Raw genomic sequence first — 25,769 nt, 5'->3', positions numbered from 1 at the left:
AAAAAACCTCTGTTAACTGAATTCAGGTTCGTGTTGTAGCTTAATGAGCAACTGCTGCTGTTGGTCCAAACTCAACCGTGGACCAAAGCTCGACACCACCGATGCCGCCGCATGACTCGCTAACAAACCACAAGCCGATAACGGGTAGTTACGCACCAAGCCGAACATCATTGCGCCGGCAAACATATCGCCAGCACCATTGGTGTCGACCGCTTTCACCGGGATACCTGGAACGGCGACTTGGCGCGTGCCGTCACCTAGCAGTGCGCCGTCTTTGCCAAGGGTAATCGCAACTAGTTTGGCGTGACGTTGTAATTGTTGCAACGCAGCTTGTACGTCATCGGTGCCAGTTAAGATCCGTGCTTCTTCCTGATTACAGAACATCACATCAACGCCGCCTGCGAGGATCTCATCGATGCCGTCACGGAAATATTTGACCATTGCAGGATCGCTGCAGGTCATGGCGATTTTTGTGCCGTTTGCGCGGGCAACTTCTTTGGCGCGAGTAATGGCTTCGCGGGCAATTGGCGAAGTGACGAGATAGCCTTCAATGTAAAGGTATTCGGCACGAGCGATCGCTTCTTCATCAAGTTCGGCAATGCTTAAATCTGCGGTGATTCCCAAGTAAGTACGCATGGTACGTTCGGCGTCAGGCGTGATCATTACTAAACAACGGCCGGTTTTACCTTCATGCTTTTGGTTGCCGGTGTTGGTGGTAATACCCACGTTCTCAAGGTCTTCGCAGTAGAATTGACCGGCTTGGTCATCGGCAACCTTACAGCAATAAAAGGCTTTACCGCCAAATTGGCTAAAACCGACCAATGAGTTGGCAGCAGAGCCACCCCCTGACTGCTTCTTTAATTCACCACGCTTAGCAAGCTCGGCAATAAGCTTTTCCTGTTCGGCGTCTTCGATCAAGGTCATCATGCCTTTCTCGATGTTGTGCTGGCTTAGAAACTGGTCGGTAACTTCAAACTCTTGGTCGACCAGCGCATTGCCGATGCCGACGATATCAATTGAATCCATGTGATACTCGGGTTGGTTCTTAAACAAAAAAATCCGGCCGCTAAGTATACAGCAGCCGGATTTGAAGGTCGATAAATTAGGACTTAAAGCCGCCCGGAACACCTTTGGTAGTGATACTTACGGCGTCGTGAGCATGCAATGATTCGTAATGATTCACGCGTACCCAGAAGTCAGAAAACTCGTGGTGTTGATTTAACGCGTGCTGCAAACGTCGCGCAGCGTCTTCACAGAACATCAAGTTTTGTCCGTTCAAGCGCGCAAACTCCTGCTCATCTTCACGTTTAACGGCAGCTTGCACTGGCGTTTGTAACGCATCTTCGATGGCATCAACCAAGGCAATGATGGGGAGCTCAGAAACCTGTTCGCCCATCACCACTTTGACTTCAGCGATTGAGCGCTGGCTATGCGGGGTCGCAACGATGCCTTGTGTGGTGCCTAGCCAGCGATGCACCATTTCAGCGTCAACATCGGCGTCGGTGCCAAACTGATCGGCAAAGGCATCTTGAATCAATTGACGCGCTAGCGCAGCTGAGCATGGGCAGGTTGACGAGTAAGGTACGTCAACACCGAGCTGTAAATAGAGCTTGCCATGGTCATAACGGCCAATCACCGTGACTGGGTAGGCTTTCCAACCCGGCTTTTTGCTAATCAGCGCTTTACGACGCAAATGATAATCGAAGCTAAACTTCACATAAGCTTGATCTGCAAGGCCTTCATGACTATCAATAAAGTCATGGAGTAATTTGCTGAGCGACTGATGCGAGAGCACATCGTTGTTGGAAAGATCTTCCAACAATAAGTAGAGGCGCGACATGTGAATGCCTTTGGCTTTTGGATCTTTCAGGTTCACAAAAGCGTCAACCAAAGCGCTCACCGGGCGCTCCGGTTCGTTGGCCGCACCAACGACCAAGGGCATCTCGATGTTACTCATGCCAACCCAATCGAGCGCACCTTCAGTTTGTGCTTTGGTTTGATTGGCGATATCTGGCATCATTGTCGGTGTAGCTGTCGGCATGCGATTACGGCTCCAAACATTGCATTGAGTACAAAAAGTACAATAGTTCCCAAAAAAGGGGCGATAGTATACAAGATTTAACCTGATTACGGTAGTTTGCCATAACGGGTTCAATTTTTAGGGAAAAGATTTTCGATAGGCCTTATCGGTTTCAGCACAAGGAAAGCAAGCAATGCTAGATAAAGATCTTCTTGAGCAGTACGCAGATCTCATGGGCGACGAGGGTGTGCACGAGATGTATATGACGTTCGCCGATAACATTGGTGGTTATTTAGACCATTTGCAGTGGTTGGTGAAAGAGCGCAAAGAACAGGACGTTCGTAGTCAAGCACATCGCGTGAAAGGCGCATGCCGTTCGATGGGACTTACGGAACTTGCGAAAACCATGGAGCGGCTTGAGCGTGAGTCTTGGAGCTGGAAAGAAGCAGAAACTGAGCTGGCGCAATGGGCAAAAGACTTGCCCGCGCACCAGCACCAGATCGAAGCGTGGTTAAACGCTCGGCGTGTTTAACGAAGGTTGGTCGAGGTGACGGATAGCCACTTCACCAACGAAGCGATAACCTTCACCATGAATCGTGGTAATTAAATTCGGCGAGCTGTTATCGGCTTCAAAGTGACGGCGAATACGGCGGATGGCCACATCGACGGTGCGGTCATTTGGACGTAATTCGCGGTCGAGCATTTTCTTCACTAAGGTTTCGCGGTCAAGAATCTTACCTGGATTACTCAAGAATAATTCCATAGCGCGGTATTCGCTTTTTGGCAGGCGGAACATCTTACCGTCTGGCGAGAACATGCAGCGACTATCACTTTCTAAACGCCAGCCATTAAACTCATAAACCACACTGTCGTGGCCAATGGTTTTTTGTTGGCTTTTTAGTGCCTCGATGCGGCGATATAAGTTGCGCACGCGCATCAACAACTCTTTCGGGTTGTATGGCTTAATGATGTAGTCGTCAGCGCCTAATTCCAAGGCTAATAAGCGGTCTTCTTCTGCGTCTCTTCCGGTCAAGAAGATTAAGCCGACATTTTCGCTTTCACGAAAGTTCTCTGCGAGCTCAATACCACTCTTACCTGGAAGGTTGACATCCATGATCACCAAATCCACTTGCTGACGCGCCATGATACGTTGCATCTGCATGCCATCCGCAGCATCGTAGACGTCGTAGCCTTCTTGTTGGAAAAGGCGCGTCAATGTGTTTCGGGTGACGACTTCATCTTCTACGATTAATAATCTAGCGCTCATAATGGGTTGATCCGTTCGTCGTTAACATATGTTGAAATATGGTGTACACCAAGAAGTGTAGCACGAGATTCTAATAAGTGCGTAAATTTCCTGCAAGCGAATGCACAAGTTTTTACATTAAGCTTTAATTGTGAGCAAAAACTCAGTGTATTGGCCAGCCTGCGATTCAAGTTCGATAGTGCCTTCTAATGCGCGGGTGACGAGATTATACACGAGATGCAAACCTAACCCCGTTGAGCCTTGCCGCCGTCGACTTGTGACAAAGGGGTCAAAAGCACGTCGTCCGACGGACTCTGGAATCCCGCTACCGTTGTCGCGATAGCGAATTTGAACATGATTACCATCGATGCGTTCAATAGCCACTTCTATTTGGCCACTTTCGCGCTCGGCAAAGGCGTGGAGTGCAGAGTTCTCAAAGAGCTGCTTCAAGACGTGCTGCAGTGGCCCAACGCGTGTGGTCACTTGTAATTCTGCCGGACAATTGAGGATCACATCAAGGTCATTGAGCTTAGCAAATCGTTGACGTGCCGCATGCAGCACGGTTTGCAGGAGTTCTAATGCGGATGTGGTTTGTGCTTCTTCAACAAACTGATCCATGGCGAGCTGGCGGAATTGATTGATAAGGTCGGCGGTACGTTCAATATTACGTCGAATTAAACTGAGGTTTTCGTCACTAGCCTCCATAAAGCGTTCGAAGTCTTTACGAGTAATGGTGTTTTCAGCAAATTTTTGCTGCATCAACTCCAGCTTATCCTGCAAAATCGACGTCGAAGTAATGACCAAACCTACGGGGGTGTTAATTTCGTGCGCAACGCCAGCTATGAGATCGCCCAATGACTGCATTTTTTGGTTTTCGATCAGCTGTTTTTGAAACTGATGCAACTTCTCAAGCGTTTCCATCAACTCGTGATTAGAGTCACGTAGGGCGTTGGTACGTTGCTGTACTTGGCGTTCCAACTCGGCATTCAACTCGTTGGCTTGGCGCTCAGCGTGTTGCTGGCGTTCCAAATGTTGTTCGACGCGGGCCAACAGGGTATTGAACGACAAGCTGAGCTGTTGTAACTCAATCAGGCTCGACTCAGGTAGCCGAATGGAGTAATCGCGGTTACGACTAATGCGTTGAATTGTGCCAATCGCTTGTTCAATCGGGCGTAGTAAGGTTGCGCGAGCGCGCAAACTGAATAACCAAGCAAGTAATCCTACTACAATCAGTGCGGCACTTGAGGTCGCGAAAGTGCGCCAAGTGGTTTGGTTAGCAAATTCGCGACCAATGCGTACATAAACCGTCCCTAACCGTTCGGTGTCGATATCAATGGGGGCCGTCACCTCAATAGAGTTGTCTTTGGTGACCACACCGAAATTCTGGATGCGTTCAGGACTGCGTACCGGAATGGGCGCGAGTCCTTCACGGTTGTAGCTGGTGAAATAACGTAGTTGCTCGCCATTTTCAATAGTAGGTCGTTGATAAATATGGATATGTTGCACTACCGAGCTTGAGCGGAAGAAGCGTAAGTACGAGGTTAGCCCTTCGGCATCTTCGAACAGCAAGTAGCGGCTGCTCACATCGGCGATAACTTTGGCGATGTCCTGCGCGCGTTGCTCACTGGCGGCATCAACTTCATTAATATGCAGTAGGCTCAATGCCAGCAAAGCAAAGCCGCTGACGAGCACACTAATGCTGACCACCAACCAGGTGATGCTTTGCCGAATGGACCCGCTGGTGATCATCTGCGACCTCGGCGCGGCTTGCTGCGAGCCGTGCGATTCACTGCTCGATTCACTGCTCGATAAACCGCAAACTTGTTATCTTGCGCAATACGCTCGCAATGTCCGAAGCTGGCTTCGATCAGCTCTGGCCAAGGTAAAAAGCGGTTGGCAACCAACCAGAGTTCGCCATCATTGGTTAAGTGCTGCCGGGCATTCTGCAAGAATTGTTGACCAATACTGTAATCCGTTGCTTGGCCAGTGTGAAACGGTGGGTGGCTGACGATGACCGAATACTTGGGGAGCTCACTATGCAACCGATCGGCGGCAATCAATTCACCACTGAGCCCGTTCAGTTCAAGGGTTTTGGCACATGCGGCGAGCGCCATCGCACTGACGTCAAGATAACTGATGTCGAGTTCGGGTTGCAGGCGTTGCAGCCAAGCCCCCAATACGCCATGGCCACAGGCAAAATCGAGCACCGCACCGCCGGCTTTAAACTGTGGTAAGTGTTCAAGCAACATGGCACTGCCAGCATCGATGCCAGGGTAGGCAAAAACACCCGGATAGCTGGCTAATTGCAAAGGGGACAGTGGCGGTTGCGGAAGTTCTTTGGTCACTAAATAGTCGGCGGCATTGAAAGAGGTTTGCTGCGCGCTTAAGTGGGTGACCAACAAACTTGAATGATTGCCGTCGGCAAGTTTTTGCGCGGGGCCCCACGGCGCTTGCAGGGTTTTATGAATACTCTTGATGCCACTACGTTTTTCGCCAACCAGCCAGAGCGGAGCGCCGCTCGGTAGCAGGTCGGCGAGTGCTGCTAAAACATATTCGGTCAGCTTCTTTTCTTTCGGCAGCCATAAAATAGCACCGTCAAAGCTTCCCGTTGGCGGTGTTGCACCAAAATGGTGCGTTTGCGGCCACTGCTGTGCGTATCCCGCGTGCCAGTGCCAACTATTGGTGATGGCGAGGTCGGCCGCCCAGCCCGTGTCAGGTGGATTCACCGCCAATAATGCCGCGCCGCTAATGTGTGCGGCTTGGCGAACCACTAATTGTGAGGGCAGGCTTAAGCTTTTAGATAGAGTCATTTAAATCGGTTTACCGTCGTAGGCTTCACTAAAAACATCGACGCTTGATGAAGCTTCCTCAAACACGTCTTCATCGAACTGCGCCACATTAAAGAGTGCCTCACCTTCATTGGCCACCGGGATATTGCTAATACCGATAACAATGCCATTGTAAGGGCTGCGCAACGGGTGCATTTCGTCACCGTGGGGATTAACGGTCTGCGCAATGACTTGGCCTTTTTGGAGGGTTTGTCCAAGTTGCACTTGCGGCACCACGAGGCCGTCATGTTCGTTGCGAATCCATGCACTGCGATGCGCCACGACCGGCTTCACCTTTTTGCGCGTGCGTCGGCCTTTCAGCATCTTCAAGTTTTTCATGACGTTTTGCACGCCGATGACCCCCGCTTTGATGGCAGCGTAGTCAAAGCGTAACGCCTCGCCCGCTTCATACAAAATAAGTGGGATGCCCATCTCTGAGGCCACGGAACGTAATGAACCATCACGCTCTTTGGAGTGCAAGATCACCGGTGTATTAAAGGCGTGAGCCATTTCCAAAGCTTCGGCGTTATCGGTGTCGACACGAATCTGCGGTAAGTTACTGCGGTGAATTGCCCCAGTGTGTAAATCGACGATGTGCGTCGCATTTTGCACTAAGGTTTCGTTAAACAAGAAGGCTAAGCGGCTGCCTAACGCGCCGCGTTCGGAACCAGGAAAGCAACGATTGAGATCGCGACGGTCGGGCAGATAGCGCGACTGTTGGATGAAACCAAACACATTGACCACTGGCACCACAATCAAGGTACCGCTGAGCTCCTGTGGCTCAGTTTCACTAATCAGTCGACGGCAAATCTCGATACCGTTTAATTCATCGCCATGAATGGCTGCACAGACCAATAACACCGGCCCCGGCTTCGTGCCATGAAAGACTTCGGCATGCAGATCCATGGGCGTGTCATTGTAAAGTCGCGCCGCAGGGATTTTGATACTGTGGCGCGAGCCTGGCGCGATCTTTTGTCCCGCAAGCTTAAAAGCAACCGGCTTTTTCACGTCTTAACCTTTCCCTTTCGTGCGCGTCCGATGCGCCTTCGCATTCTTTTCGATAAAACTGATGATTTGGCTAGCGACGTCTTTCTCAGTCGCTGACTCGATGCCTTCGAGGCCCGGAGACGAGTTAACCTCCATCACTAATGGACCGTGGTTAGAGCGCAAAATATCGACCCCGGCAACGTTAAGTCCCATGGTTTTCGCTGCTTTGACAGCAGTTGCTCGTTCGGCTGGGGTGAGCTTCACTAAACTTGCTGAACCTCCGCGGTGCAAATTGGAGCGGAACTCACCGGGCTTCGCTTGGCGCTTCATTGCGGCGATGACTTTGTCGCCAATGACGAAGCAGCGAATATCGGCACCGCCAGCTTCTTTGATGTATTCCTGCACCATAATGTGTGATTCCAGCCCCATAAAGGCCTCGATCACGCTTTCGGCCGCTTGCCGCGTTTCGGCAAGCACCACACCGATTCCTTGTGTGCCTTCAAGCAGTTTGATCACCAGTGGTGCCCCGCCGACCATTTCGATCAAGTCGGGAATATCTTGTGGCTGACTGGCAAAACCAGTGGTGGGTAGGCCAATACCTTTGCGACTGAGCAGTTGCAATGAACGTAACTTGTCCCGGCTACGTGAAATCGCAACCGACTCGTTCAATGGGTAGGTGCCAATCATTTCAAACTGCCGCAGTACGGCCGTACCAAAGAAGGTAATTGAGGCGCCAATCCGCGGAATAACGGCATCATACTGTGGCAAGTCACTCCCCTTCATGTGAATAGATGATTCACGCGCGTTGATATTCATGTAACAACGCAGTGGATCGAGCACGTCAACAGTATGGCCGCGAGCTTCACCGGCCTCAATGAGGCGGCGCGTAGAATAGAGCTTGGCATTGCGCGATAGAATCGCAATCCTCATGAGAGAACTCCTTGTAGGTAGGATGCGTCAGGATCGACTAAAAACACACCTCGCATTGCTTGACGGCCGAGCAACATACGAAATTTCATACTGTCGCGATTGGTCAAGGTCAGCTCAACATCGTCATAGAAATCGCCAACTTTAAGTTTGCTTTTGATGACGTAGCGTAACTCGGTGTGGCCGCCTGAGTCGGTAACTTCGCGTTGGTCGTGAATCTTGGCTTCGCACATGTGTTCACGATCAGAGTCTTGCTCTGGGTGCACCCATATCCGCAGCCAGTTTTCCCCGTCTTTGCTAAAGGGCTCTAATTTAAAGGCGTGCAAGCACGAGGTTCGCGCGCCTGTGTCGACTTTCATTTTAATGGCAGTAATGCCGAGGTCGGGGAGAGCTCCCCATTCGCGCCAACCCAAAGTTTGCATGCGCTGTTTCACTCCAAGCGAAAAGTTAAACTACTTGCAAAGAATATAGCCGCAGCGGCTAAACAGCAAGCGTCAACGCTTGTCGGACTCGCTTTTAACGGTTTGTCGATGTTGCTTAACCTGTTGCATCCACTGACAAAATTCATCGAGTGGACGATCGAGTGCACTGGCGGGCACGTACAGGTCATAACCGAGTAGTTGGCGGAGTTGCTCGCAGCGCACGGCAAACAAGGCTTGCACGCCGCGGTACAGCTTCCCGCTGGGGGCTTTGTAGCTGGTTGGAATATCGTAGTAGGGGGTGTAGTCGTTGAGTTCCGGCTGCTCACGGCGCAACGCCGCGGCGAGTAAATGCCGTTGTTCGCTGACCAAATAAACTGCAAGTCGCGGCGAAATGCTATCGAGCACTGGCTCCATGTCGTGCACACGAAAACCAATGTAAGGCAGCTCCTCAAGCTCGAGGCCGCGATGCGTGCGTGGAATATCAAAGCGCAACAAATTATCCCATTCCAGTTGCCAGGTACCGCGGCGATGTTCGTAGCGAATATTTTGTGGCGTGATCACCAAACTGACGGGTGGTTCAACCATTTTGGCAACCCCTAGCAAGAAGATCGCGGCACTGGCTATGTAGAGTAGTGCCCATGCGGCTTGCGGGAAGTCGAAGTCGGCCAGATAAAGAAACATGGTCACGGCAAACAGGGCAACGCCACCGATGCAAAAGCTCAGTGCGTCGCGTCGTGCCGCCGGTTGTACCTTAAGTTCAGTCATAAACTCGTCCGCTGCGCTGTTCGTCCGTGCTGCGCACTGTTCGAACAGTGTGTAGCCCGTGGTAGAACCACGGGCTACAGATTAAATGTCTTGCGAATAATAGCACCGGTGAACGATGTCTTTAAATAAAAGCCCCGCGGTAACGTCTGAATCTTTTCGCCGTTCGGGCCAATCGCATCGGTAAGAACTCTGCTATTCGCCGCCTTTGGACGCAATTGTAAAACTTCACCTTGATGCGCCGTAATACTTTCGACCTGACCCATGGCGATTTTATCCATATGCTCTTGCCAGTCATGGCGCAATTGCGCCTCTTCGTCAGCGCTCGGCTGCCATAAAAAAGCTGTGCCCACCGAGCGTTCAGCCAGCGGCACCTCACGCCGACCGTCAATGGGGATCCATAACACGCATTGTAGTTTGTTACGTACATTACTTGCTTGCCAGTTCACTCCGCTGGTATCCAGCAAAGGAACGGTGCAGACGAAGGTGGTCTCTAAGGGCTTGCCGTTGGCATCCAGCGGGATCGTCTTAAGCTCAACCCCGAGTTCTGGAAAGTCTTGTAAGGCTTGCGAACCAGCGCTGGCGCCCAAAGCTGTTTCTAACAGTTGGCCAACCCAGCCTTTATGGCGCCGCAGATCGGCGGGTACAGCTAAGCCGTGGCGCGCCGCTAACTCAGCAAAACTGAGGCCTGCTAAATCGCTGGCGGCGTTAAATAATGTACGCAGGTCGCTCATTGGGCTCCTTATTCGTGGCTTGGCACTTTCTTTCAGGGCTCGATTATGGAAAAATCAATGACAGAAGTCGAATTTTAGAGGATGCCCGCGTGATAGACGCAGAAGGATTCCGCGCAAATGTTGGAATCATTATCTGTAATGAGCAGGGACAAGTGTTTTGGGCGCGTCGGTTTGGGCAACATAGTTGGCAGTTTCCACAAGGAGGCATTGACGATGGTGAAACGCCAGAGCAAGCCATGTACCGGGAACTGTACGAAGAGGTAGGGTTAAAACCTGAACAAGTGGAAATCGTGTATACCAGTCGTAACTGGTTTCGCTACCGCTTGCCGAAACGTCTCATTCGACGCGAACAGCGGCCCACTTGTATCGGCCAAAAGCAGAAATGGTTTTTGCTGCGCTTAAAATGCCAAGAGCAGGACGTCGATGTCCATTGCTCCTCGCATCCGGAGTTTGATAACTGGCGATGGGTCAGTTATTGGTATCCGGTGCGTCAAGTCGTGTCGTTTAAAAAGGATGTCTATCGGCGCGTGATGAAAGAATTCGCGCCAATTGTCATGCCGACACCGCAACCCCAAGGCAAACCCGGCGGACGGAAACAGCGCGGCCCCAGACGGAAACGTTAATATGCTGCGAGTGTTGCAACGCATTGTCGAAGCTGTGAATCAGGCGCCAGACTTTGAGCTGGCGCTACAGACCATGGTGCGGCAAGTCAAAGAAGCGTTGCAGACCGACTCGTGCACGGTTTACCTTGCCGATCACGAACAACAGCAATTTCATTTGGCCGCAACCGACGGCTTGCAAGTCAACTCAGAACAGCCCATCCATGTTCCCTTTGGTGAAGGTGTCATCTCACTGGCGGCGCAGCGTGAAGAACCGCTGAACATTGCCAACGCTGGTGAACATCCAAAATTTTTACGCCTCGCTGAAGTCGATGAAGAGCGCTACAACGCCATGTTGGCCGCTCCCGTGATTCATCGGCGCCGCGTGCTCGGCGTGTTGGCGGTGCAACAAGAACATGATCGCGCCTTCACCCGCGACGAAGAAGCTTTTGTGGTGACACTTGCTGCCCAGCTTGCGGTGGTGATCGCCCATGCTGAAGCCAAGGGCTATTTGCGTACCGTGAAGCAATCGCCGTGGTTGCAAACGATCAAAGGCTTAGCGGCGGCGCCAGGTGTAGCGATTGGTCCTGCGTATGTCGTAAAACCCCGTGCGCGCTTGAGTGAGGTCACGCCGAAGCGTACCGATATGCCCGAGCATGAGGTTCGACGCTTTCGCTCAGCAGTGGCACGCACGCGGCAGGAACTGCATGATTTAAGTGCCAGCATGAAAGGCCAAGTGGCCGATGAAACCCTCGCCATCTTTGAGGTTTATCATGCGATGTTGGACTCCACCAGTTTGGGCCAGCAAGTCGAACAGACGATTAATGATGGTTGGCGAGCGCAGACCGCACTTAAGTTGGTCGTTGAAGACTTAGTCAATCAGTTTGAAAACCTCGATGACGAATACATTCGTGAACGCGCCAGTGATGTTCGCGATTTGGGCCAACGCATTTTATCTCATTTGAAAGAAAAGGCCCGTCAGCAACACGAGCCGCCCGCTGAATGCGTGTTAGTGGCCCATGAAGTCACAGCAACCATGCTCGCCGAGTTGCCGCACACCGAGATCTTGGGGATTGTCTCGGTGCGCGGATCGGGTAATTCACACGCGGCGATTATGGCCCGTAGTATGGGTATTCCAGCCGTGTTGGGGGCGGATGACATCGAACTCAATGAGCTCGATGGCGAAACGTTGATCGTTGATGGCTACAACGGTGATCTGTTTATTAATCCACCGTTGCAGGTCGAAAACGAATACCGTCAGCTTGCTGAAGAAGAACTCGAACTGCGTGAAAAAGTCGAACAAGCACGTGGTAAGCCGGTGGAAACCGAAGATGGCGTACGGGTGACGTTGCAGCTCAATGTGGGGCTAAATACCGAGCGCGACTGGTTACAAGAGCTCGACATTGCCAGTGTTGGACTTTACCGCACAGAAATTCCGTTCATGATGCATGAACGTCTGCCCACTGAGGACGAGCAGGTTGAGCTCTACAGTCAAGTGCTTGAGCAGTTCAAAGCCGGTACGGTGGTCATGCGCACCCTCGATGTAGGCGGCGACAAGCCGTTACCGTACTTGCCAATGGATGAGGAGAATCCGTTTCTTGGTTGGCGTGGTATTCGCATGACCTTAGATCATCCAGAGATTTTTCTCGTACAAATTCGTGCGATGATGCGTGCAGCCGTGGGACGCAATAATTTACATATTTTACTGCCGATGATCACTAGCGCAGAAGAAGTTGATGATGCGGCCCGCATGGTAAAACAGGCCTACCACGAGGTGAGTGAAGAGTCGAATGGGCATGATCGCGCGCAGTTGGTGCCGCCGAAACTAGGCGTTATGATTGAAGTGCCAGCAATGGTGTATCACCTGCACACGATTGTTGATAAAGTCGATTTTTTCTCGGTCGGTACCAATGACCTCACGCAATATTTGCTCGCTGTAGACCGCAATAATCAACGCGTTGCTAGCTTATACGATGCGTTTCATCCAGCGGTCTTGCATGCGTTGAAGCAAATTATAGATCGTGCGAATGAACTCGATAAACCGGTGTCAGTTTGTGGTGAACTGGCCGGCGAACCCGGCGGTGCCTTGTTACTGCTTGCGATGGGTTATCGCACCTTGAGCATGAACAGCTACAATATTGATAGAATCCGCTGGATTATTCGCCACAGTAAGGCGGCGGATTTGGCTCCCATGCTCGAGCGTGCGTTGCGCGCGCGCTCGGCAAAAGAAGTACGACAGATCGTAACCATGACGTTAGAAGAAGCCGGTTTAGGCGGTTTTGTCCGTGCTGGCGGGTAAGCGTTAATAATCTTTTCCCAGATAAGGAGTAACAGTGCTCATCACAGGCTGGTTATGGTGTTTAGCCGGAGGCGTGATTGCGGGTTTATTGGCCGGCATGCTGGGCATTGGTGGCGGTCTGGTCATTGTTCCACTATTGATTTATTTACTTCCCGTATTAGGTGTTCCCCCTGAACTTGTGGTGCAAATGGCCGTCGCGACGAGTTTAGCAACCATTGTCATGACCACATTAAGCGCCGCACGTTCACACTATCGACATGGACAAATCAGTTGGTTTTGGGTGCGCCGACTGATTCCTGGCTTGATGGCTGGCGCGGTATTTGGTGCTTGGCTGGCCACTCAGTTAAAACCTGAATGGCTGCAACGGATTTTTTCCATCGTATTGTTGGTGTTGTCCATTCGGATGTTGATTCCGCAGCGTACCGGCGAGCCAATTACGGGCGTGTCGAAACGGCTAATGGCCTTGATTAGCGCTATGGTAGGGAGTTTGTCGGCGCTGGTGGGCATCGGTGGTGGCTCATTAACCGTGCCACTTTTGCAACGTCTTAGGGTTCCCATTCGGCAAGCGATTGCGGTATCTTCAGTAGGTAGTCTAAGTATCGGCGTTAGTGCGGTATTGGCATTTATTGTCTTGGGCCAACGAATGGAATCCAACGAAGGTTTGTTGGGTTACGTGCATGGGCCGGCTTGGTTGGGGATCTCAATAGCGTCGATGCTATGCGCGCCATTAGGTGCAGCGCTGACTCAGCGTATTCCTGTGAAACGTTTGCAGCAGGGATTTGCGGCGTTTTTGGTACTGGTTTCACTCGAATTATTTATAGGATAAAACATGCAAACTGAGTTTATGATGCACCCGAGCATCGACCCGGTTATCTTCAGTATTGGCCCATTGGCGCTGCGTTGGTACGGCTTAATGTATTTGCTTGGCCTCGCGTTCGCTTATTTTTGGGGAAAGCGACAAACGCAAATGCCCCATTACGCCCATCAGGGCTGGACTGAAAAGCGCTTCAGTGATCTTTTGTTTTGGTCGTTTATGGGCGTGATTCTGGGTGGCCGCATCGGTTACGTGCTGTTTTATCAGTTTGAGTACTTTATCGCCAACCCGTTGTATTTGTTCGACATGGGGAGCGGTGGAATGTCGTTTCATGGCGGGCTGTTAGGCGTGGTTACCGTGCTGGCAATTTTTGCTTGGCGCACGCAGTTACGCTTTTTGCAAATTGGCGACTTTGTTGCACCGCTGGTGCCTATGGGCCTGGGCTTTGGGCGCATCGGAAACTTTATTAATGGCGAGCTGTGGGGGCGCACCACTGATGTGCCTTGGGCAATGCTATTTCCAGCGGCGGGTGCCGATCCGCGGCACCCTTCGCAGCTTTATCAAGCCGCTTTAGAGGGGCTTTTGTTGTTTATTATTTTAGCGCTATTCAGTCGTAAGCCCCGGCCGATGGGAGCGATAAGTGGTTTGTTCCTGATTGGTTATGGTGCGGCACGCTTCTTTATTGAGTATTTCCGTGAACCTGATGCGCACCTTGGTCTGTTGTACTTCGGTTGGTCGATGGGGCAATGGCTGTCGGCGCCAATGATTGTGCTTGGCGTGGTCATGATGGTGTGGGCTTATCGGGTTCATCAGGCACCGCAAGGAGGCAAAGCATGAAGCAGTATTTAGCGTTATGCCAGCGTATTGTCGACGAAGGCGTTTGGGTTGAGAATGAACGCACGGGCAAGCGTTGTCTGACCGTGATCAATGCCGACCTAGAGTATGATGTGGCGGGCAATCAGTTTCCGCTGATCACTACGCGTAAGAGTTTTTGGAAAGCGGCGATAGCGGAGTTTCTCGGCTACATTCGCGGCTACGACAACGCGGCGGATTTTCGTCAACTGGGCGCCAAGACCTGGGATGCGAATGCCAACCTGAATGAAGCTTGGCTGGCCAACCCGCACCGCAAAGGTGAAGACGATATGGGTCGAGTTTACGGTGTGCAGGGTAGGCGTTGGGCGAAACCGGACGGTGGCTTTGTCGATCAGTTACGCAAAATTGTCGATAATTTAAGTCGCGGCATTGATGATCGCGGTGAAATCATGAGTTTTTATAATCCGGGCGAATTCCACATGGGCTGTTTGCGGCCATGTATGCACACGCATAACTTTTCGTTGCTCGGTGATACGCTGTATTTAACCAGCTACCAGCGTTCGTGCGATGTGCCGTTGGGGCTGAATTTTAATCAGGTACAAGTGTTCACGTTTCTGGCGCTGATGGCACAAATCACGGGCCACAAAGCGGGCAAGGCTTACCATAAGATAGTAAACGCTCACATCTACGAGGATCAGCTAGAACTGATGCGTGATGTGCAGCTCAAGCGCGAGCCGTTCCCAGCGCCACAACTCGAAATCAACCCAGATATCAAGTCGCTAAAAGACCTCGAAACATGGGTCACGCTGGATGATTTTGCTGTGCACGGTTATCAGCATCATCCGGCGATTCAATACCCCTTCAGCGTTTAAAAAAGTCGGATCCCGCGTAAGTTTCCGCAGCGACTTCCGCGTCAGTTTCGGTCGAAGTGGAGCTAGCTTTGCGATCGCGGGACGCCGTGAACCCATCCATGGGGGCTTGCGTGCCGCATCCATGCGGCACACACCCGCGTTCCCAAAGCTAGCTACACTTCAACCTACACTCATGCATAAGGTCAATTAAACCTTACGTTATTGAACTTTTATCTACTAAAGTTAAAAATGTATAACTCTACAATTCTAATCTTGCGCTCCTGGAATCATCATCTATACTTGCTAAAGTGATTATTAATTTACTTTAATAGGCATCCTGTATTTAAAGTTCATTTTATAGAACATAAAGCTATACAGGTGTGACCCAAACATTCGAATAACGAATAACGAATAACGAATAGCGAATAGCGAATAACGAAAAACGAGCAACGACCATGCAACTTAGCCATTTATCACCAGCAGCACTATCAGCAGAGCTTGGCCAGCGGCTCAAGCAAGCGCGACTGAACGCCAACATTACTCAGGCGGAACTCGCCAAACGGGCGGGTGTCAGCCGTACGATTGTGATGAATGCCGAGAAGGGGCAAGCGCAATTGGAGAATTTTGTGGCGCTGTTGCTGGCGCTCGATTGCGCTGATCAGCTGAATCATTTCTTACCTAAGCCGCAGTTATCGCCGTTGCAGTTGCGCAAACTACAGGGCAAGCAGCGCGAGCGAGCTAGCGGGAGTCGCGGCGGCAGCGATGATGACCAAGTGGGTGGAGAGTCATCATGGTAATGGAGGTGATCAGTGTTTGGTATCAGGATGCTGAGGTGGGCGCACTGAGTTTTGATAGTGAGCAGGGTTTTGGCGCATTTGAATACACACCTGAGTTTATTCGCTCGGGGGTTGAGTTGGCGCCGCTGACGATGCCATTAAAGAAGCAAATCTATAGTTTTCCAGAGTTAATGGGTCCTACGTTTCATGGGCTACCGGGGCTAGTGGCAGATTCGCTGCCGGATGACTTTGGTAATGCGGTGCTCAATGCGTGGGTGGCGAATCGCGGTTTGCAGCCTGCTGATATCAGTCCGTTGCAACGGCTGCAATACACTGGCAAACGCGGCATGGGGGCGCTGGAGTATCGGCCTGCCACTAGGGTTCGTGGTTTTGAGCAAATGCAGAAGGTGAACATCGCTGAGCTGACTGAGATTGCGCAGGATGTGCTCGATAGTCGAGCGCGCTTTGAGCATGAGTTGCCAAGTGATGGTGCCGCTGACCGTGAGGCCATGTTAGCGCTACTTTCGGTTGGCACCAGCGCGGGTGGGGCAAGGCCTAAGGCGGTGTTGGCGTTTAATGATGACTTCACGCAGGTGTGTTCTGGGCAAACCGATGCGCCGGCTGGCTTTCGTCATTATTTGATGAAGTTTGATGGTGTGGTTGAGCGCAGTACGGGGCATGAAACCTTTGGTGATCCGCAAGGTTATGGTGCGATGGAATATGTGTATTACTTGATGGCGCAACAGTGCGGTATCGAGATGATGCCCTGCCATTTATTGCCAGAAGGTGACCGTCGGCATTTTTTGACGCAGCGTTTTGATCGGGACGGGAATACAAAAATTCATACGCAAACACTGAACGGTATTGCGCATGTGGACTACAAAAAGCCGGGGAGTTTTTCTTACAGTGAGCTGTTTGCGGTTGCGCGAAAACTTAAGTTAACAGCTCCGGAAGCCGAGCAACTGATGCGGCGTATGATCTTTAATATTGTCGCGCGTAATCATGATGACCATGCGAAGAATTTCGCCTTTCAGTATCGTGCGGGGCGCTGGCAGTTGGCTCCTGCGTATGATGTGGCCTACAGCTATAAACCTGACAGTAAGTGGGTTAACCAACACTGGATGCAGCTCAACGGTAAGCGCGAAGACTTCACTCGCCAAGATATTTATGCACTCGAGCAGGTTAGCCCGTTGTTTAGTCGGCATAAGCTAGATGCTATGGTCGATCAAACGTTGGAATCCGTGAGCCAGTGGCCGCGGCTGGCCGCACAGAATGATGTACCTAGCGCGTTAATTGAACTCATTCGAAAACATCAACGCCTCGACTTGTAGTCATCTCAGATTCTGCAAAAGCGAATTGCCAAATGCATGGTTTATGCGCATAATTAATGCGTATTCATCGTTAGGTACTGTTATGAACTATTCGCCCCCGAAAAAGCCAACGAATTTGAGTGTTAGTGAGCCGCTGTTAAGCGAAGCTAAGGCGCTGAAAATTAATTTATCAGCAACGTTTGAAAGGGCGCTGACTGAAGAGGTTCGCAAGCAAAAGCGATTACGCTGGCGGCAAGAGAACAAAGAAGCTGTGCAAGAAGCCAATGATTTTGCTAAACGTAACGGCCTGTTTGCAGCGAAACATCGAGTGTTCTGATGGCGCAGTTCGATGTTTATCATAACCCCGATCCCGATACGCGCTCTAGCTACCCCTATTTCGTTGACTTACAAGCCGATATTATCGGCGACCTGACAACGCGCGTGGTGGCGCCATTGGTTGCCCGAGATGAATTTCGTTATGCACCGTTGCAGACACTTTGCCCTGAGGTCGCCGTCGATAATGAAATTTATGTCGTGATGACTCACCAACTTGCGAGTATTCCGATGCCGGTTAACCTCTCATCTGTTGCGTCGCTGCAAGAGCAGCGTTATGAGCTGCTGAATGCGCTCGATTTTCTTATTACTGGCTGTTAGAGCGTGGTAAAATTCGCCCTATGACAACTTCTAAAGAACGATTTTCAGGTATTGAGCGGGTCTATGGTACAGCCGCCGCGACGCAGTTCAGCAATCATCACGTTGCCGTGGTTGGGCTGGGTGGCGTAGGCTCGTGGGCGGTTGAGGCGCTAGCCCGCTCGGGTGTCGGTGGGCTGACGTTAATTGATTTGGACGATGTTTGTGTAACCAACATCAACCGCCAATTGCCTGCCATGACAAGTACGGTGGGGCAATTGAAAACCGAGGTGCTGGCGCAACGAGTGCGCGATATTAATCCTGATTGCCAAGTACGAGTGATTGATGACTTTTTGACGCGTGAGAACTTGGATGAGTATTTAGGTTCGCCGGTCACTGCTGTGCTGGATGCGATTGATAGTGTGCAAGTGAAAGCTGCGTTGATTGCGTGGTGTAAACGCCGGAAGGTGCCTTTAGTTACCTGTGGTGGTGCTGGTGGTCAGGTTGACCCAGGCAAGGTGACTTCGACGGATTTAGCCAAAGCGACACAAGATCCTTTGCTTGCCAAAGTGCGTTCCATGTTGCGTCGCGATTATCACTTTTCCCGAAATCCTGCCCGTAGTTTTGGCATAAAAGCGGTGTATTCGACGGAGCAATTACGTTATCCGCAGAACGATGGTGAATGGTCGCATGCGAAGCCAGGTGCCGGCAGCATGCGTATGGATTGCGCCACCGGCTTCGGCGCCGCTATGCCTGTCACCTGCACCTTTGCCATGCACGCCGTCGCCTTGTTGCTGGAGAAAGTAGCCCGCAGTTCTACTGCGGGTTGAGCGCGAACATGATGACCATGGTGAAAACGTTTGATGACCCCGTAGTAGAACTACGGGCTACGCGGTTCTTCAACATGATGACCATCCGGAAACGTTTGATGACCCCGTAGTAGAACTACGGCTACGAGAATCTTATGAAACTATTTATGTTTTACATCGGTGGCTCAGCACCACATGCCAACATTGAAGTGCACGACGTGCGTTTCGTGGCTGGCGAAAACGTCGAAGCCTGCTACCCGACATTGCGCAAGTATTGGTTCGGCACTCGCAAAGGCCTGCACCTAGATAGTTACGTACACCTGCACCACGTCGACGGTTACCGCATTGAACTCAGCAAAGATCCCAGTCATCAGCCCGAAAAGCTCTGGTTCGTTAACTTCGGCGGCTATTATCCCGATCGCCTTGCCGAATTTCATGATTTCACCCTAGTCGTCGCCAAATCCGCCGACGAAGCTAAACGCGTCGGCTATCAACGTCTGCTTACCGACAGCGTCGAACAGCACAAAGACGACTTGTACGACGTCGACAATTGTTTGAATGTGGATTTGCTGGAAGGCTGGCACATACATCTGGTGAAAGACGGCAAAGCGCAGCCGTTGGTGCCTGATTGGTCGGGCTACGAAGTGATCGCCTGATGCATTGTTACATCATGCTGTAACATTTGACAATGTTACATTTTGGTGTAACATTCAAAGGTGTTACATATTGTTGTAACGTAACGGCGGTGACTGAAGGAGAGTAATAATGCCGATTCTAGGGGTCATTTCTGGCGACATTGTAAAATCACAGGCATTGCGTGGACATCAATTAGAAGTCTCACTTGAGCGATTGCATGAGGTTTTGGCGACTCTTAGGGAGCGAGACCTCGTCAAGGCTTTTGATATTTTTCGTGGTGACGCTTTTCAAATTATCACCACGAAACCTCAGTCAATTTGTGTGGTTGCAGTGCTACTTCGGCTTTTTATGGCGTCTGCAAAAACACCTGTTGCAGTGCGACAGTCCTTAGCTATTGGTCGTGTAGAAAATTTGCGGGAAAGTGTCAAACTTTCGAGTGGAGAAGCCTTTGTACTTTCGGGGCGAGGCTTAGATAACATGCAATCGCAGCTTATAACGCTGCAACTGAGTAATCACGAATCATCGGCGGCGCTTTCACTTACCACGCGATTGCTTGATGCATTGCTGAGCGAGTTCTCGAAAAACGAGTGCGAAGTGCTATCGCACTATCTGCTTAAGAGTTACATTGATGCTGAGACTATTACGCACGCTGATCTCGCAAAGGTACTGAATCGCTCGCGAAGTCACATCACCCGCCAGCTTAATAAAGCCTACTATGAGTTAGTAGTGGAATACCTAAACTATACTCAAAAGAGCATTGAGGAATTAATTGAACATGGATGATTTAATTTTAGTGCTCGTTTTTATTCTAGCGCACGTACTACTCGACTTTTATCTTCAACCTACACGTTGGATAGAAAGTAAGAACAAGCGTCACTTTAAGAGTGGCTATCTCTATCTGCATGCGCTAACGCATGGACTCGCGATCGTTTTGGAGATCTCACTAAAAGCACGGACCGAAAGCTTACGGAATATGTGATGCTTGGTAGTTTCGCAAGTTTCACACTGACTTTAGCAGTAGGACTCATCTTCTTTCACATACTTCCGTTATGGTTATAGTCTGTTATTGCTCTAACGACTGCACTCAGGCCGTTGCGGCGTGAAGTGCTGACCATGTTATCCAAGCTCAGCGTTGCGAGTAGGGCGTCGAGTTGAAACGCCGCGACCTGAGCAGGCGTTGCGCCATTGAGCGCTTGATAGATAAGTGCGAGCAGGCCTTTTACAACGCGAGATGCGGAATCGAGTTGTAATTCCAGCAAATCACCGTGCCATTTCGTTAGCAGCCAAACCTGGGCTTCGCAGCCGTGTACTTCATTTGCAGCAACTTTCATTTGTGCGGGCATAGCAGGCAACAGAGCCGCTTGTTGAATCAAGAATTTAAGCCGTTGAGGTTGTTGTTGCGCCTGCGCTGTTAACTGGGCGAGATCGCTTTCGCTAAGTTTGCCGTACACAAAAAACTCCAATGAAAATGCTCAAGATCAGCGGAAAAGGGACGGCAATAGTACCATTTTTGCACCGAAAAATGTTAATCTTGGGCGGTCTAAGCTTAAAACCTGAATTCAAATAACGTAACAGGAACGACAACATGAAGATATTAGTGGCGGTCAAACGCGTCATTGATTACAACGTAAAGGTACGCGTGAAAGCTGACCAATCTGACGTTGATTTGGCCAACGTGAAAATGGCCCTGAACCCGTTCTGTGAAATCGCAGTTGAGGAAGCAGTACGACTGAAAGAAAAAGGCATTGCTGACGAGGTAGTGGTGGTTTCGATTGGACCGAAAGCGGTGCAAGAGCAACTGCGTACCGCTTTGGCTTTAGGCGCAGATCGCGCTATCCAAGTCGAGACCGATGATATGCCGGACTCCTTGGCGGTTGCCAAAATCTTAAAAGGTGTGGTGGAAAAAGAAGAGCCACAATTGGTAATTCTTGGTAAGCAGGCGATTGACTCTGACAACAACCAAACCGGACAAATGCTGGGTGCTCTAACTGGTATGCCGCAAGGTACCTTTGCGTCAAAAATCGATATGGCTGACGGCAGCGTTAACGTTACTCGTGAAGTTGATGGCGGTTTGCAAACCGTGAAGCTGCAGTTGCCAGCGATTGTAACCACTGACTTACGCTTGAACGAACCGCGTTATGCGTCGTTGCCGAACATCATGAAAGCTAAGCGTAAGCCGCTTGATGTGACGACAGCAGACGAGTTGGGTGTGAACGTTGCACGCACCGTCAAATTACTTAAAGTTGAGCCGCCAGCGGAACGTAGCGCAGGTGTGAAAGTTGCAGACGTTGCGGAATTGGTCGACAAATTGAAGAATGAGGCAAAAGTCCTATGAGTATTTTAGTCATTGCCGAACACGACAATAAAGAATTAAGCCCAGCGACGCTGAAAACACTGGCCGCAGCGCAAGCCATTGGCGGCGACATCGACGTTTTGGTGGCGGGTGAAGGTTGCCAAGCGGTAGCCGATGAAGTCGCGAAAGCGGATGGTGTTAGCAAAGTACGCCTCGCAGACAACGCCGTTTACGGTCACTTTCTGGCTGAAAACTTAGGAACCTTAGTGGCTGAACTGGCCAAAGACTATGGTCACATTCTCGCGCCGGCAACCACCACCGGCAAGAATTTCATGCCGCGTGTGGCAGCGTTGTTAGACGTTGCCCAAGTGTCAGATATTATTGCGGTTGAAAGTGCTGATACCTTTAAGCGTCCGATTTATGCGGGCAACGCAATCGCCACCGTGCAGTCAGAAGATGCAATTAAAGTTATCACCGTGCGTGCGACCGCGTTTGATGCGGTCGCTGCTGAAGGTGGCAATGCTTCTATTGAAGCCGTCGACACCGTTATCGATAATGATAAATCTGAGTTTGTTGGTGAGGAACTGGCTGAATCAGAGCGTCCAGATCTGACCGCTGCCCGCGTTGTCATCTCTGGCGGTCGTGGTATGCAAAATGGCGAAAACTTCCACCTACTGGAAAAAGTCGCCGATAAGCTTGGCGCTGCGGTAGGTGCATCACGCGCCGCTGTTGATGCAGGCTTTGTTCCTAACGACATGCAAGTTGGCCAAACGGGTAAAATTGTGGCACCTGAGTTGTACATCGCTGTAGGTATTAGCGGTGCGATTCAGCACTTGGCCGGTATGAAAGACTCGAAAGTCATTGTTGCAATTAACAAAGATGAAGAGGCGCCGATCTTCCAAGTTGCTGATTACGGCTTGGTAGCGGATTTGTTTGATGTGTTGCCGGAGTTAGAGCAAGCGCTTTAAACAGCCCTAAGTTAGTGTTTTTTATTAGCCCGCACTTTGTTGCGGGCTTTTTTGTGGCTAAATATTGTGCAATCGCAGGTTTTCTCTTATGTTGAAAGGGCACCACTTGCGTGCTTGGGGAACAAACAAGGGATCAGCTTATGAAACGTTCATTGCTAACAGGCGCACTGCAAGCGCTAGCTTTGGCTTCACTTTTGACGCTGTCGACGGTGCAAGCTGCTGAAGAAACACTAAAAATCAAAGGCGAGCTGCTGTTTGCTAGCTTGCCACAACTGGGTGACTATCAAGGCCCTCTGGCGGAACCTCTGGTGTTCGAGGCAACAATTGTTGAGGACGCTGCTTTGGCTGAAAGTACGGTTATTCTTGGCCTGTCTGAAGAATACCTTAACGCGACGCGTTCCATAGCGATGGAAATTTCGACTGCGGCTGGCGAGGTTCTTTATTCGGCGAGCGCGCATGCTGACGAGTTTGCCTTTGCGACTTCTTTAGAACTCTACTCGTTATTCGCGTATGGCGCTGACGCAAGTGCCACGAATTATCCGAGCGGTAGCGCATTTTGGGCACTGATTTCAGCGGGCGAGCAACGTTTTGTCGACCGTGAAATCAATCTTGGCGCTGATTTATTGTCACGTGGTGTCGGTATGGGGGCTGAAGCATCTACCGCTAATTTGTTTGCAGATATGACCGCTTACCCAGTTTTAACCGCTGGCTCGTACAACTATGCGTTCCTCTATTATGACCGTTCTGTTGATAACCAAACCGGTGAGGGTTATCAGGGCATCGCGCAAGGCTACGCGACAAGTGTCAGTTACGGCGCTGAAGACTTCAGCCTTGAGGCGCTGTTGGCAGCTTGTGGTGATACGGTGAGCTGTGCCATGCGAACTATCCAAAATTGGCAAAAGAATGGCAGTGTGACTTCGACGGAAGCAAGTTCACTGCGGCAGGCCTATCAAGCTAGTCAGCGTCCGAACTAAACCGATAGCAGTGCAGCAAATCCATTAAGCGGGACAGAGGCCCCGCTTAGTGGATTTTTCGTTAGAGAGCACTTGCATATTTGTAACTCATCGGACATGATTGAGCCTATAACATCCTAATGGGATTAGGTGGCTAACATGAAAAGAAGAACAACTATGCTTAAAAAATTACCTCTCGCTACTGCGGTAGCGCTAGCATTCGCAGGAAGTGCCGGGGCTCACGCCGCAGAATTTGAAGTGGGTGATTTCCGCGTTAAGTTTGACTCCATTATTTCATACGGTGCCGCATGGCGGATGGAAGACCAAGATCTTCGCGTCATTCACCCTGGCAACATGGCTGGTGGTCAAGGTCAATCAGGTGTTGCCGACGACGGTAACCTGAACTATGACAAAGGTGACATGGTGTCGTCGGTTGTCAAAGGTGTGCACGATCTAAGCATCGATGGCGGCGATTACGGCGCCTTCTTCCGCTTCAAATATTGGTATGACGATGTCATCAAGAACCAAGAAGTGGCGCACGGTCATACCGCGACAAATTACTACCCAGACGTCACCCTGAACAACGATGGTCTTGACGATTGGTCAACGGGTTCCGGTTTTGAGCTATTAGATGCGTTCGCATACGCGTATTTCGACTTAGGTGAAATGCCAGTCAACTTGCGCGTTGGCCGCCAAGTGTTAAGCTGGGGTGAGAGCACCTTCATCTTCAATGGTGTCAACGCCATCAACCCCATCGACGTCAACGCCGTGCGTCGTCCAGGTGTTGAAATCAAAGAAGCGTTGTTGCCAGTTGGTATGGTTAATATCAACCTTGGTTTGACCGACGAAACCAGCCTCGACATGTTTTATCAATATGAGTGGGACAACACCAAGCTAGACGGCTGTGGTACCTTCTTCTCGACGGTCGACATTTTAGGTGGTCCAGGATGTAACAAAGTGACCTTGAACCCAACGCTGGTTGCTGGACAACCGTCAAGCAGCTTGAGCGATCAAGAGTCAGTTGCATTCGGTGCATACTTAGACCGTGCACCAAACATCGAGCCAGACGACGGCGGCCAATATGGTTTCGCTTTACGTCACTACAACATGGATCTCGATGTTGAGTTTGGTTTGTACTACATGAACATTCACAACCAAACACCTATTATTTCAGCGTATAACTGGCAGGTGCAACCGACCGCAGGTTTAGCGCATCCAGACGGCTATCCGATTGCCGGTCCGAACTACGTGTTGCAGTATCCAGAAGACCAAGAAATTATTGGCGCAAGCTTTAGTACTAACTTTGGTCTTTGGTCAGTCGGTGGTGAATATAGCTTCCGTAAAGATATGCCAGTTCAGATTAATACCACTGAAATCTTGACTGCGGGTCTGCGTGCCGGCGTACCAAGTACCTTTAGTGACCGTCTTGAAACTGACGGACAAGGTAACTTCACGAACCTTGGTGAGTTGCAAGAAGGCTACGAGAATTTGGACGTAAGCCAATACCAGGTCACTGGTATTCGTTTCTTGGATAACGTTCTAGGTGCGAGCCGTTTGACCTTCATTGGTGAAATTGCGATGAACAAAGTGCATTCGTTACCTAGCTTGGATGAGCAGCGTTTCGGTCGTAACCCTGTATACGGCAAGTGCTTGACTGTCGCGGATCAGCAGCAGTTAGGTAATCCAAGCCCTGCCGGTGATATCAACTGTGAAGGTTTCGTAACTGCTTCATCATGGGGTTATCGCACTCGTTTCGTCGCTGAGTACAACAACGTATTCTCAGGTTGGAACATGACGCCAACGTTAGCTTTCGGTCATGATGTAAAAGGTTACTCGCCAAACAGTAACTTCATTGAAGGCCGCAAAACAGTTGGCTTGAGTGTCGACTTCAGCTATTTGTCGCAATATAAAATCGGTGTTGGTTACAACATCAACTCTGGTGGCGACTACGAGCCAGCAAGCGACCGCGATTTTGCTGCCGTTAGCTTCAGCTACAGCTTCTAATCGCAGAACGCATTTGAAAAACCCGCTTCGGCGGGTTTTTTTGTGCCATTCGTCGAACATCACTTGCGAAAATGACGTGTAGCCCGTA

The 25,769-nt window shown here is 50.6% G+C and carries 29 protein-coding genes and 1 pseudogene; 19 read left to right on the top strand and 11 right to left on the bottom strand.

Annotated features, from left to right (window positions below):
• Positions 1-12 precede the first annotated feature (12 nt).
• Positions 13-1,026 (bottom strand): adenosine kinase, encoded by a 1,014-nt coding sequence (locus CWI70_RS06220; RefSeq protein WP_126771509.1) that lies wholly within the window; start codon positions 1,024-1,026, stop codon positions 13-15.
• 76 nt (positions 1,027-1,102) lie between these two features.
• Positions 1,103-2,041 carry a GTP cyclohydrolase FolE2 gene (gene folE2 / locus CWI70_RS06215; RefSeq protein WP_241967832.1) on the bottom strand — a complete coding sequence of 313 codons (939 nt, stop codon included), beginning with the start codon at positions 2,039-2,041 and terminating at the stop codon, positions 1,103-1,105.
• Between the two features lie 172 nt (positions 2,042-2,213).
• Between folE2 and CWI70_RS06210 the strand changes: the two genes are divergently transcribed.
• Entirely contained in the window at positions 2,214-2,552 is a 339-nt protein-coding gene (locus tag CWI70_RS06210; RefSeq protein ID WP_126771507.1) for an Hpt domain-containing protein, read from the top strand.
• Here CWI70_RS06210 and arcA read toward each other — a convergent pair.
• The 8 genes from arcA to mutH all read right to left on the bottom strand — a co-directional run bounded on the left by arcA (position 2,532) and on the right by mutH (position 9,926).
• Entirely contained in the window at positions 2,532-3,290 is a 759-nt protein-coding gene (arcA, locus tag CWI70_RS06205) for a two-component system response regulator ArcA (RefSeq protein WP_126771505.1), read from the bottom strand. The two genes, CWI70_RS06210 and arcA, sit on opposite strands and share 21 nt — an antisense overlap.
• 114 nt (positions 3,291-3,404) lie before the next feature.
• Positions 3,405-5,015, bottom strand: coding sequence for a sensor histidine kinase (locus tag CWI70_RS06200; protein ID WP_126771503.1), 1,611 nt, complete (start codon positions 5,013-5,015; stop codon positions 3,405-3,407).
• Positions 5,012-6,076, bottom strand: coding sequence for a class I SAM-dependent methyltransferase (locus tag CWI70_RS06195; RefSeq protein ID WP_126771501.1), 1,065 nt, complete (start codon positions 6,074-6,076; stop codon positions 5,012-5,014). The genes CWI70_RS06200 and CWI70_RS06195 overlap by 4 nt, the downstream gene beginning before the upstream one ends.
• Positions 6,077-7,102: a succinylglutamate desuccinylase/aspartoacylase family protein gene (locus CWI70_RS06190; RefSeq protein ID WP_198677657.1), complete on the bottom strand. Its 1,026-nt coding sequence runs from the start codon at positions 7,100-7,102 to the stop codon at positions 6,077-6,079.
• Positions 7,103-7,105: 3 nt separating this feature from the next.
• The gene (rimK, locus tag CWI70_RS06185) at positions 7,106-8,011 is read right to left on the bottom strand and encodes a 30S ribosomal protein S6--L-glutamate ligase (RefSeq protein ID WP_126771499.1); all 906 of its coding nucleotides are present in this window, start codon (positions 8,009-8,011) and stop codon (positions 7,106-7,108) included.
• On the bottom strand, positions 8,008-8,430 hold the full coding sequence (locus CWI70_RS06180) for an ATP-dependent zinc protease family protein (RefSeq protein ID WP_126771498.1): 423 nt from the start codon (positions 8,428-8,430) through the stop codon (positions 8,008-8,010). The genes rimK and CWI70_RS06180 overlap by 4 nt, the downstream gene beginning before the upstream one ends.
• A 72-nt stretch (positions 8,431-8,502) precedes the next feature.
• Positions 8,503-9,195, bottom strand: a complete 693-nt coding sequence (locus tag CWI70_RS06175) for a DUF2982 domain-containing protein (protein ID WP_126771496.1) — start codon at positions 9,193-9,195, stop codon at positions 8,503-8,505.
• Positions 9,196-9,269: 74 nt separating this feature from the next.
• Complete coding sequence (gene mutH, locus CWI70_RS06170; protein ID WP_126771494.1) at positions 9,270-9,926, bottom strand: DNA mismatch repair endonuclease MutH; 657 nt, start codon at positions 9,924-9,926, stop codon at positions 9,270-9,272.
• An 89-nt stretch (positions 9,927-10,015) separates the two neighbouring features.
• Here mutH and rppH point away from each other — a divergent pair, with 89 nt between their 5' ends.
• From rppH to CWI70_RS12535, 14 genes and pseudogenes are all read left to right on the top strand, one after another.
• Positions 10,016-10,549 carry an RNA pyrophosphohydrolase gene (gene rppH, locus CWI70_RS06165; protein ID WP_126772762.1) on the top strand — a complete coding sequence of 178 codons (534 nt, stop codon included), beginning with the start codon at positions 10,016-10,018 and terminating at the stop codon, positions 10,547-10,549.
• Position 10,550: 1 nt separating this feature from the next.
• The gene (gene ptsP / locus CWI70_RS06160; RefSeq protein WP_126771492.1) at positions 10,551-12,824 is read left to right on the top strand and encodes a phosphoenolpyruvate--protein phosphotransferase; all 2,274 of its coding nucleotides are present in this window, start codon (positions 10,551-10,553) and stop codon (positions 12,822-12,824) included.
• 34 nt (positions 12,825-12,858) lie between these two features.
• Positions 12,859-13,650 carry a sulfite exporter TauE/SafE family protein gene (locus CWI70_RS06155; RefSeq protein ID WP_126771490.1) on the top strand — a complete coding sequence of 264 codons (792 nt, stop codon included), beginning with the start codon at positions 12,859-12,861 and terminating at the stop codon, positions 13,648-13,650.
• A 3-nt stretch (positions 13,651-13,653) separates the two neighbouring features.
• Entirely contained in the window at positions 13,654-14,475 is an 822-nt protein-coding gene (gene lgt, locus CWI70_RS06150) for a prolipoprotein diacylglyceryl transferase (RefSeq protein WP_126771488.1), read from the top strand.
• Positions 14,472-15,323 (top strand): thymidylate synthase, encoded by an 852-nt coding sequence (locus CWI70_RS06145; protein ID WP_126771486.1) that lies wholly within the window; start codon positions 14,472-14,474, stop codon positions 15,321-15,323. Before lgt ends, CWI70_RS06145 begins: the two co-directional genes overlap by 4 nt.
• Before the next feature lie 434 nt (positions 15,324-15,757).
• Entirely contained in the window at positions 15,758-16,099 is a 342-nt protein-coding gene (locus CWI70_RS06140) for a helix-turn-helix transcriptional regulator (RefSeq protein WP_126771484.1), read from the top strand.
• Positions 16,093-17,409, top strand: a complete 1,317-nt coding sequence (locus tag CWI70_RS06135) for a type II toxin-antitoxin system HipA family toxin (RefSeq protein ID WP_126771482.1) — start codon at positions 16,093-16,095, stop codon at positions 17,407-17,409. The genes CWI70_RS06140 and CWI70_RS06135 overlap by 7 nt, the downstream gene beginning before the upstream one ends.
• Before the next feature lie 82 nt (positions 17,410-17,491).
• Positions 17,492-17,725 (top strand): type II toxin-antitoxin system CcdA family antitoxin, encoded by a 234-nt coding sequence (locus CWI70_RS06130; RefSeq protein WP_126771481.1) that lies wholly within the window; start codon positions 17,492-17,494, stop codon positions 17,723-17,725.
• A complete protein-coding gene (locus tag CWI70_RS06125; RefSeq protein WP_126771479.1) occupies positions 17,725-18,042 on the top strand; it encodes a CcdB family protein in 318 nt (105 codons plus the stop codon). The genes CWI70_RS06130 and CWI70_RS06125 overlap by 1 nt, the downstream gene beginning before the upstream one ends.
• A 20-nt stretch (positions 18,043-18,062) precedes the next feature.
• Complete coding sequence (gene tcdA, locus CWI70_RS06120; RefSeq protein ID WP_126771477.1) at positions 18,063-18,848, top strand: tRNA cyclic N6-threonylcarbamoyladenosine(37) synthase TcdA; 786 nt, start codon at positions 18,063-18,065, stop codon at positions 18,846-18,848.
• A 134-nt stretch (positions 18,849-18,982) separates the two neighbouring features.
• The gene (locus CWI70_RS06115) at positions 18,983-19,483 is read left to right on the top strand and encodes a DUF1543 domain-containing protein (RefSeq protein ID WP_126771475.1); all 501 of its coding nucleotides are present in this window, start codon (positions 18,983-18,985) and stop codon (positions 19,481-19,483) included.
• Positions 19,484-19,592: 109 nt separating this feature from the next.
• Positions 19,593-20,246, top strand: a complete 654-nt coding sequence (locus CWI70_RS06110; RefSeq protein ID WP_126771473.1) for a hypothetical protein — start codon at positions 19,593-19,595, stop codon at positions 20,244-20,246.
• Entirely contained in the window at positions 20,239-20,442 is a 204-nt protein-coding gene (locus tag CWI70_RS06105) for a DUF3307 domain-containing protein (protein WP_126771471.1), read from the top strand. The genes CWI70_RS06110 and CWI70_RS06105 overlap by 8 nt, the downstream gene beginning before the upstream one ends.
• Positions 20,391-20,522: pseudogene (locus tag CWI70_RS12535) on the top strand (DUF3307 domain-containing protein); the annotation flags it as partial. The gene CWI70_RS06105 and the pseudogene CWI70_RS12535, both read left to right, overlap by 52 nt.
• Here CWI70_RS12535 and CWI70_RS06100 read toward each other — a convergent pair.
• Positions 20,498-20,914, bottom strand: coding sequence for a SufE family protein (locus CWI70_RS06100; RefSeq protein WP_157980876.1), 417 nt, complete (start codon positions 20,912-20,914; stop codon positions 20,498-20,500). The pseudogene CWI70_RS12535 and the gene CWI70_RS06100 sit on opposite strands and share 25 nt — an antisense overlap.
• 134 nt (positions 20,915-21,048) lie before the next feature.
• On the opposite strand from CWI70_RS06100, the gene CWI70_RS06095 reads away from it, so the two are divergent.
• From CWI70_RS06095 to CWI70_RS06080, 4 genes are all read left to right on the top strand, one after another.
• Positions 21,049-21,798, top strand: a complete 750-nt coding sequence (locus CWI70_RS06095; protein ID WP_126771467.1) for an electron transfer flavoprotein subunit beta/FixA family protein — start codon at positions 21,049-21,051, stop codon at positions 21,796-21,798.
• Positions 21,795-22,724: an electron transfer flavoprotein subunit alpha/FixB family protein gene (locus CWI70_RS06090; RefSeq protein WP_126771465.1), complete on the top strand. Its 930-nt coding sequence runs from the start codon at positions 21,795-21,797 to the stop codon at positions 22,722-22,724. The genes CWI70_RS06095 and CWI70_RS06090 overlap by 4 nt, the downstream gene beginning before the upstream one ends.
• 140 nt (positions 22,725-22,864) lie before the next feature.
• On the top strand, positions 22,865-23,698 hold the full coding sequence (locus tag CWI70_RS06085) for a hypothetical protein (RefSeq protein WP_126771464.1): 834 nt from the start codon (positions 22,865-22,867) through the stop codon (positions 23,696-23,698).
• Positions 23,699-23,836: 138 nt separating this feature from the next.
• Entirely contained in the window at positions 23,837-25,681 is a 1,845-nt protein-coding gene (locus tag CWI70_RS06080) for a DUF1302 domain-containing protein (protein ID WP_241967831.1), read from the top strand.
• The last annotated feature ends 88 nt before the right edge of the window (positions 25,682-25,769 follow it).

It is taken from the genome of Pseudidiomarina homiensis, from assembly GCF_003987225.1.
In the GTDB taxonomy this organism is placed as follows: domain Bacteria; phylum Pseudomonadota; class Gammaproteobacteria; order Enterobacterales; family Alteromonadaceae; genus Pseudidiomarina; species Pseudidiomarina homiensis.
This window is presented reverse-complemented; position numbering and strand designations above follow the sequence as displayed.

Excerpts from the sequence above, each read along its gene's own strand:
- CWI70_RS06145 (WP_126771486.1), top strand. The coding sequence starts at position 14,472 with ATGAAGCAGTATTTAGCGTTATGCCAGCGTATTGTCGACGAAGGCGTT.
- CWI70_RS06125 (WP_126771479.1), top strand. The coding sequence starts at position 17,725 with ATGGCGCAGTTCGATGTTTATCATAACCCCGATCCCGATACGCGCTCT.
- CWI70_RS06095 (WP_126771467.1), top strand. The coding sequence starts at position 21,049 with ATGAAGATATTAGTGGCGGTCAAACGCGTCATTGATTACAACGTAAAG.
- CWI70_RS06080 (WP_241967831.1), top strand. The coding sequence starts at position 23,837 with ATGAAAAGAAGAACAACTATGCTTAAAAAATTACCTCTCGCTACTGCG.
- CWI70_RS06135 (WP_126771482.1), top strand. The coding sequence starts at position 16,093 with ATGGTAATGGAGGTGATCAGTGTTTGGTATCAGGATGCTGAGGTGGGC.
- CWI70_RS06200 (WP_126771503.1), bottom strand. The coding sequence starts at position 5,015 with ATGATCACCAGCGGGTCCATTCGGCAAAGCATCACCTGGTTGGTGGTC.
- CWI70_RS06105 (WP_126771471.1), top strand. The coding sequence starts at position 20,239 with ATGGATGATTTAATTTTAGTGCTCGTTTTTATTCTAGCGCACGTACTA.
- CWI70_RS06140 (WP_126771484.1), top strand. The coding sequence starts at position 15,758 with ATGCAACTTAGCCATTTATCACCAGCAGCACTATCAGCAGAGCTTGGC.
- CWI70_RS06210 (WP_126771507.1), top strand. The coding sequence starts at position 2,214 with ATGCTAGATAAAGATCTTCTTGAGCAGTACGCAGATCTCATGGGCGAC.
- CWI70_RS06195 (WP_126771501.1), bottom strand. The coding sequence starts at position 6,076 with ATGACTCTATCTAAAAGCTTAAGCCTGCCCTCACAATTAGTGGTTCGC.
- CWI70_RS06110 (WP_126771473.1), top strand. The coding sequence starts at position 19,593 with ATGCCGATTCTAGGGGTCATTTCTGGCGACATTGTAAAATCACAGGCA.
- CWI70_RS06130 (WP_126771481.1), top strand. The coding sequence starts at position 17,492 with ATGAACTATTCGCCCCCGAAAAAGCCAACGAATTTGAGTGTTAGTGAG.
- CWI70_RS06085 (WP_126771464.1), top strand. The coding sequence starts at position 22,865 with ATGAAACGTTCATTGCTAACAGGCGCACTGCAAGCGCTAGCTTTGGCT.
- CWI70_RS06115 (WP_126771475.1), top strand. The coding sequence starts at position 18,983 with ATGAAACTATTTATGTTTTACATCGGTGGCTCAGCACCACATGCCAAC.
- mutH (WP_126771494.1), bottom strand. The coding sequence starts at position 9,926 with ATGAGCGACCTGCGTACATTATTTAACGCCGCCAGCGATTTAGCAGGC.
- folE2 (WP_241967832.1), bottom strand. The coding sequence starts at position 2,041 with ATGCCGACAGCTACACCGACAATGATGCCAGATATCGCCAATCAAACC.
- CWI70_RS06090 (WP_126771465.1), top strand. The coding sequence starts at position 21,795 with ATGAGTATTTTAGTCATTGCCGAACACGACAATAAAGAATTAAGCCCA.
- CWI70_RS06220 (WP_126771509.1), bottom strand. The coding sequence starts at position 1,026 with ATGGATTCAATTGATATCGTCGGCATCGGCAATGCGCTGGTCGACCAA.
- CWI70_RS06175 (WP_126771496.1), bottom strand. The coding sequence starts at position 9,195 with ATGACTGAACTTAAGGTACAACCGGCGGCACGACGCGACGCACTGAGC.
- tcdA (WP_126771477.1), top strand. The coding sequence starts at position 18,063 with ATGACAACTTCTAAAGAACGATTTTCAGGTATTGAGCGGGTCTATGGT.
- CWI70_RS06180 (WP_126771498.1), bottom strand. The coding sequence starts at position 8,430 with ATGCAAACTTTGGGTTGGCGCGAATGGGGAGCTCTCCCCGACCTCGGC.
- ptsP (WP_126771492.1), top strand. The coding sequence starts at position 10,551 with ATGCTGCGAGTGTTGCAACGCATTGTCGAAGCTGTGAATCAGGCGCCA.
- lgt (WP_126771488.1), top strand. The coding sequence starts at position 13,654 with ATGCAAACTGAGTTTATGATGCACCCGAGCATCGACCCGGTTATCTTC.
- rimK (WP_126771499.1), bottom strand. The coding sequence starts at position 8,011 with ATGAGGATTGCGATTCTATCGCGCAATGCCAAGCTCTATTCTACGCGC.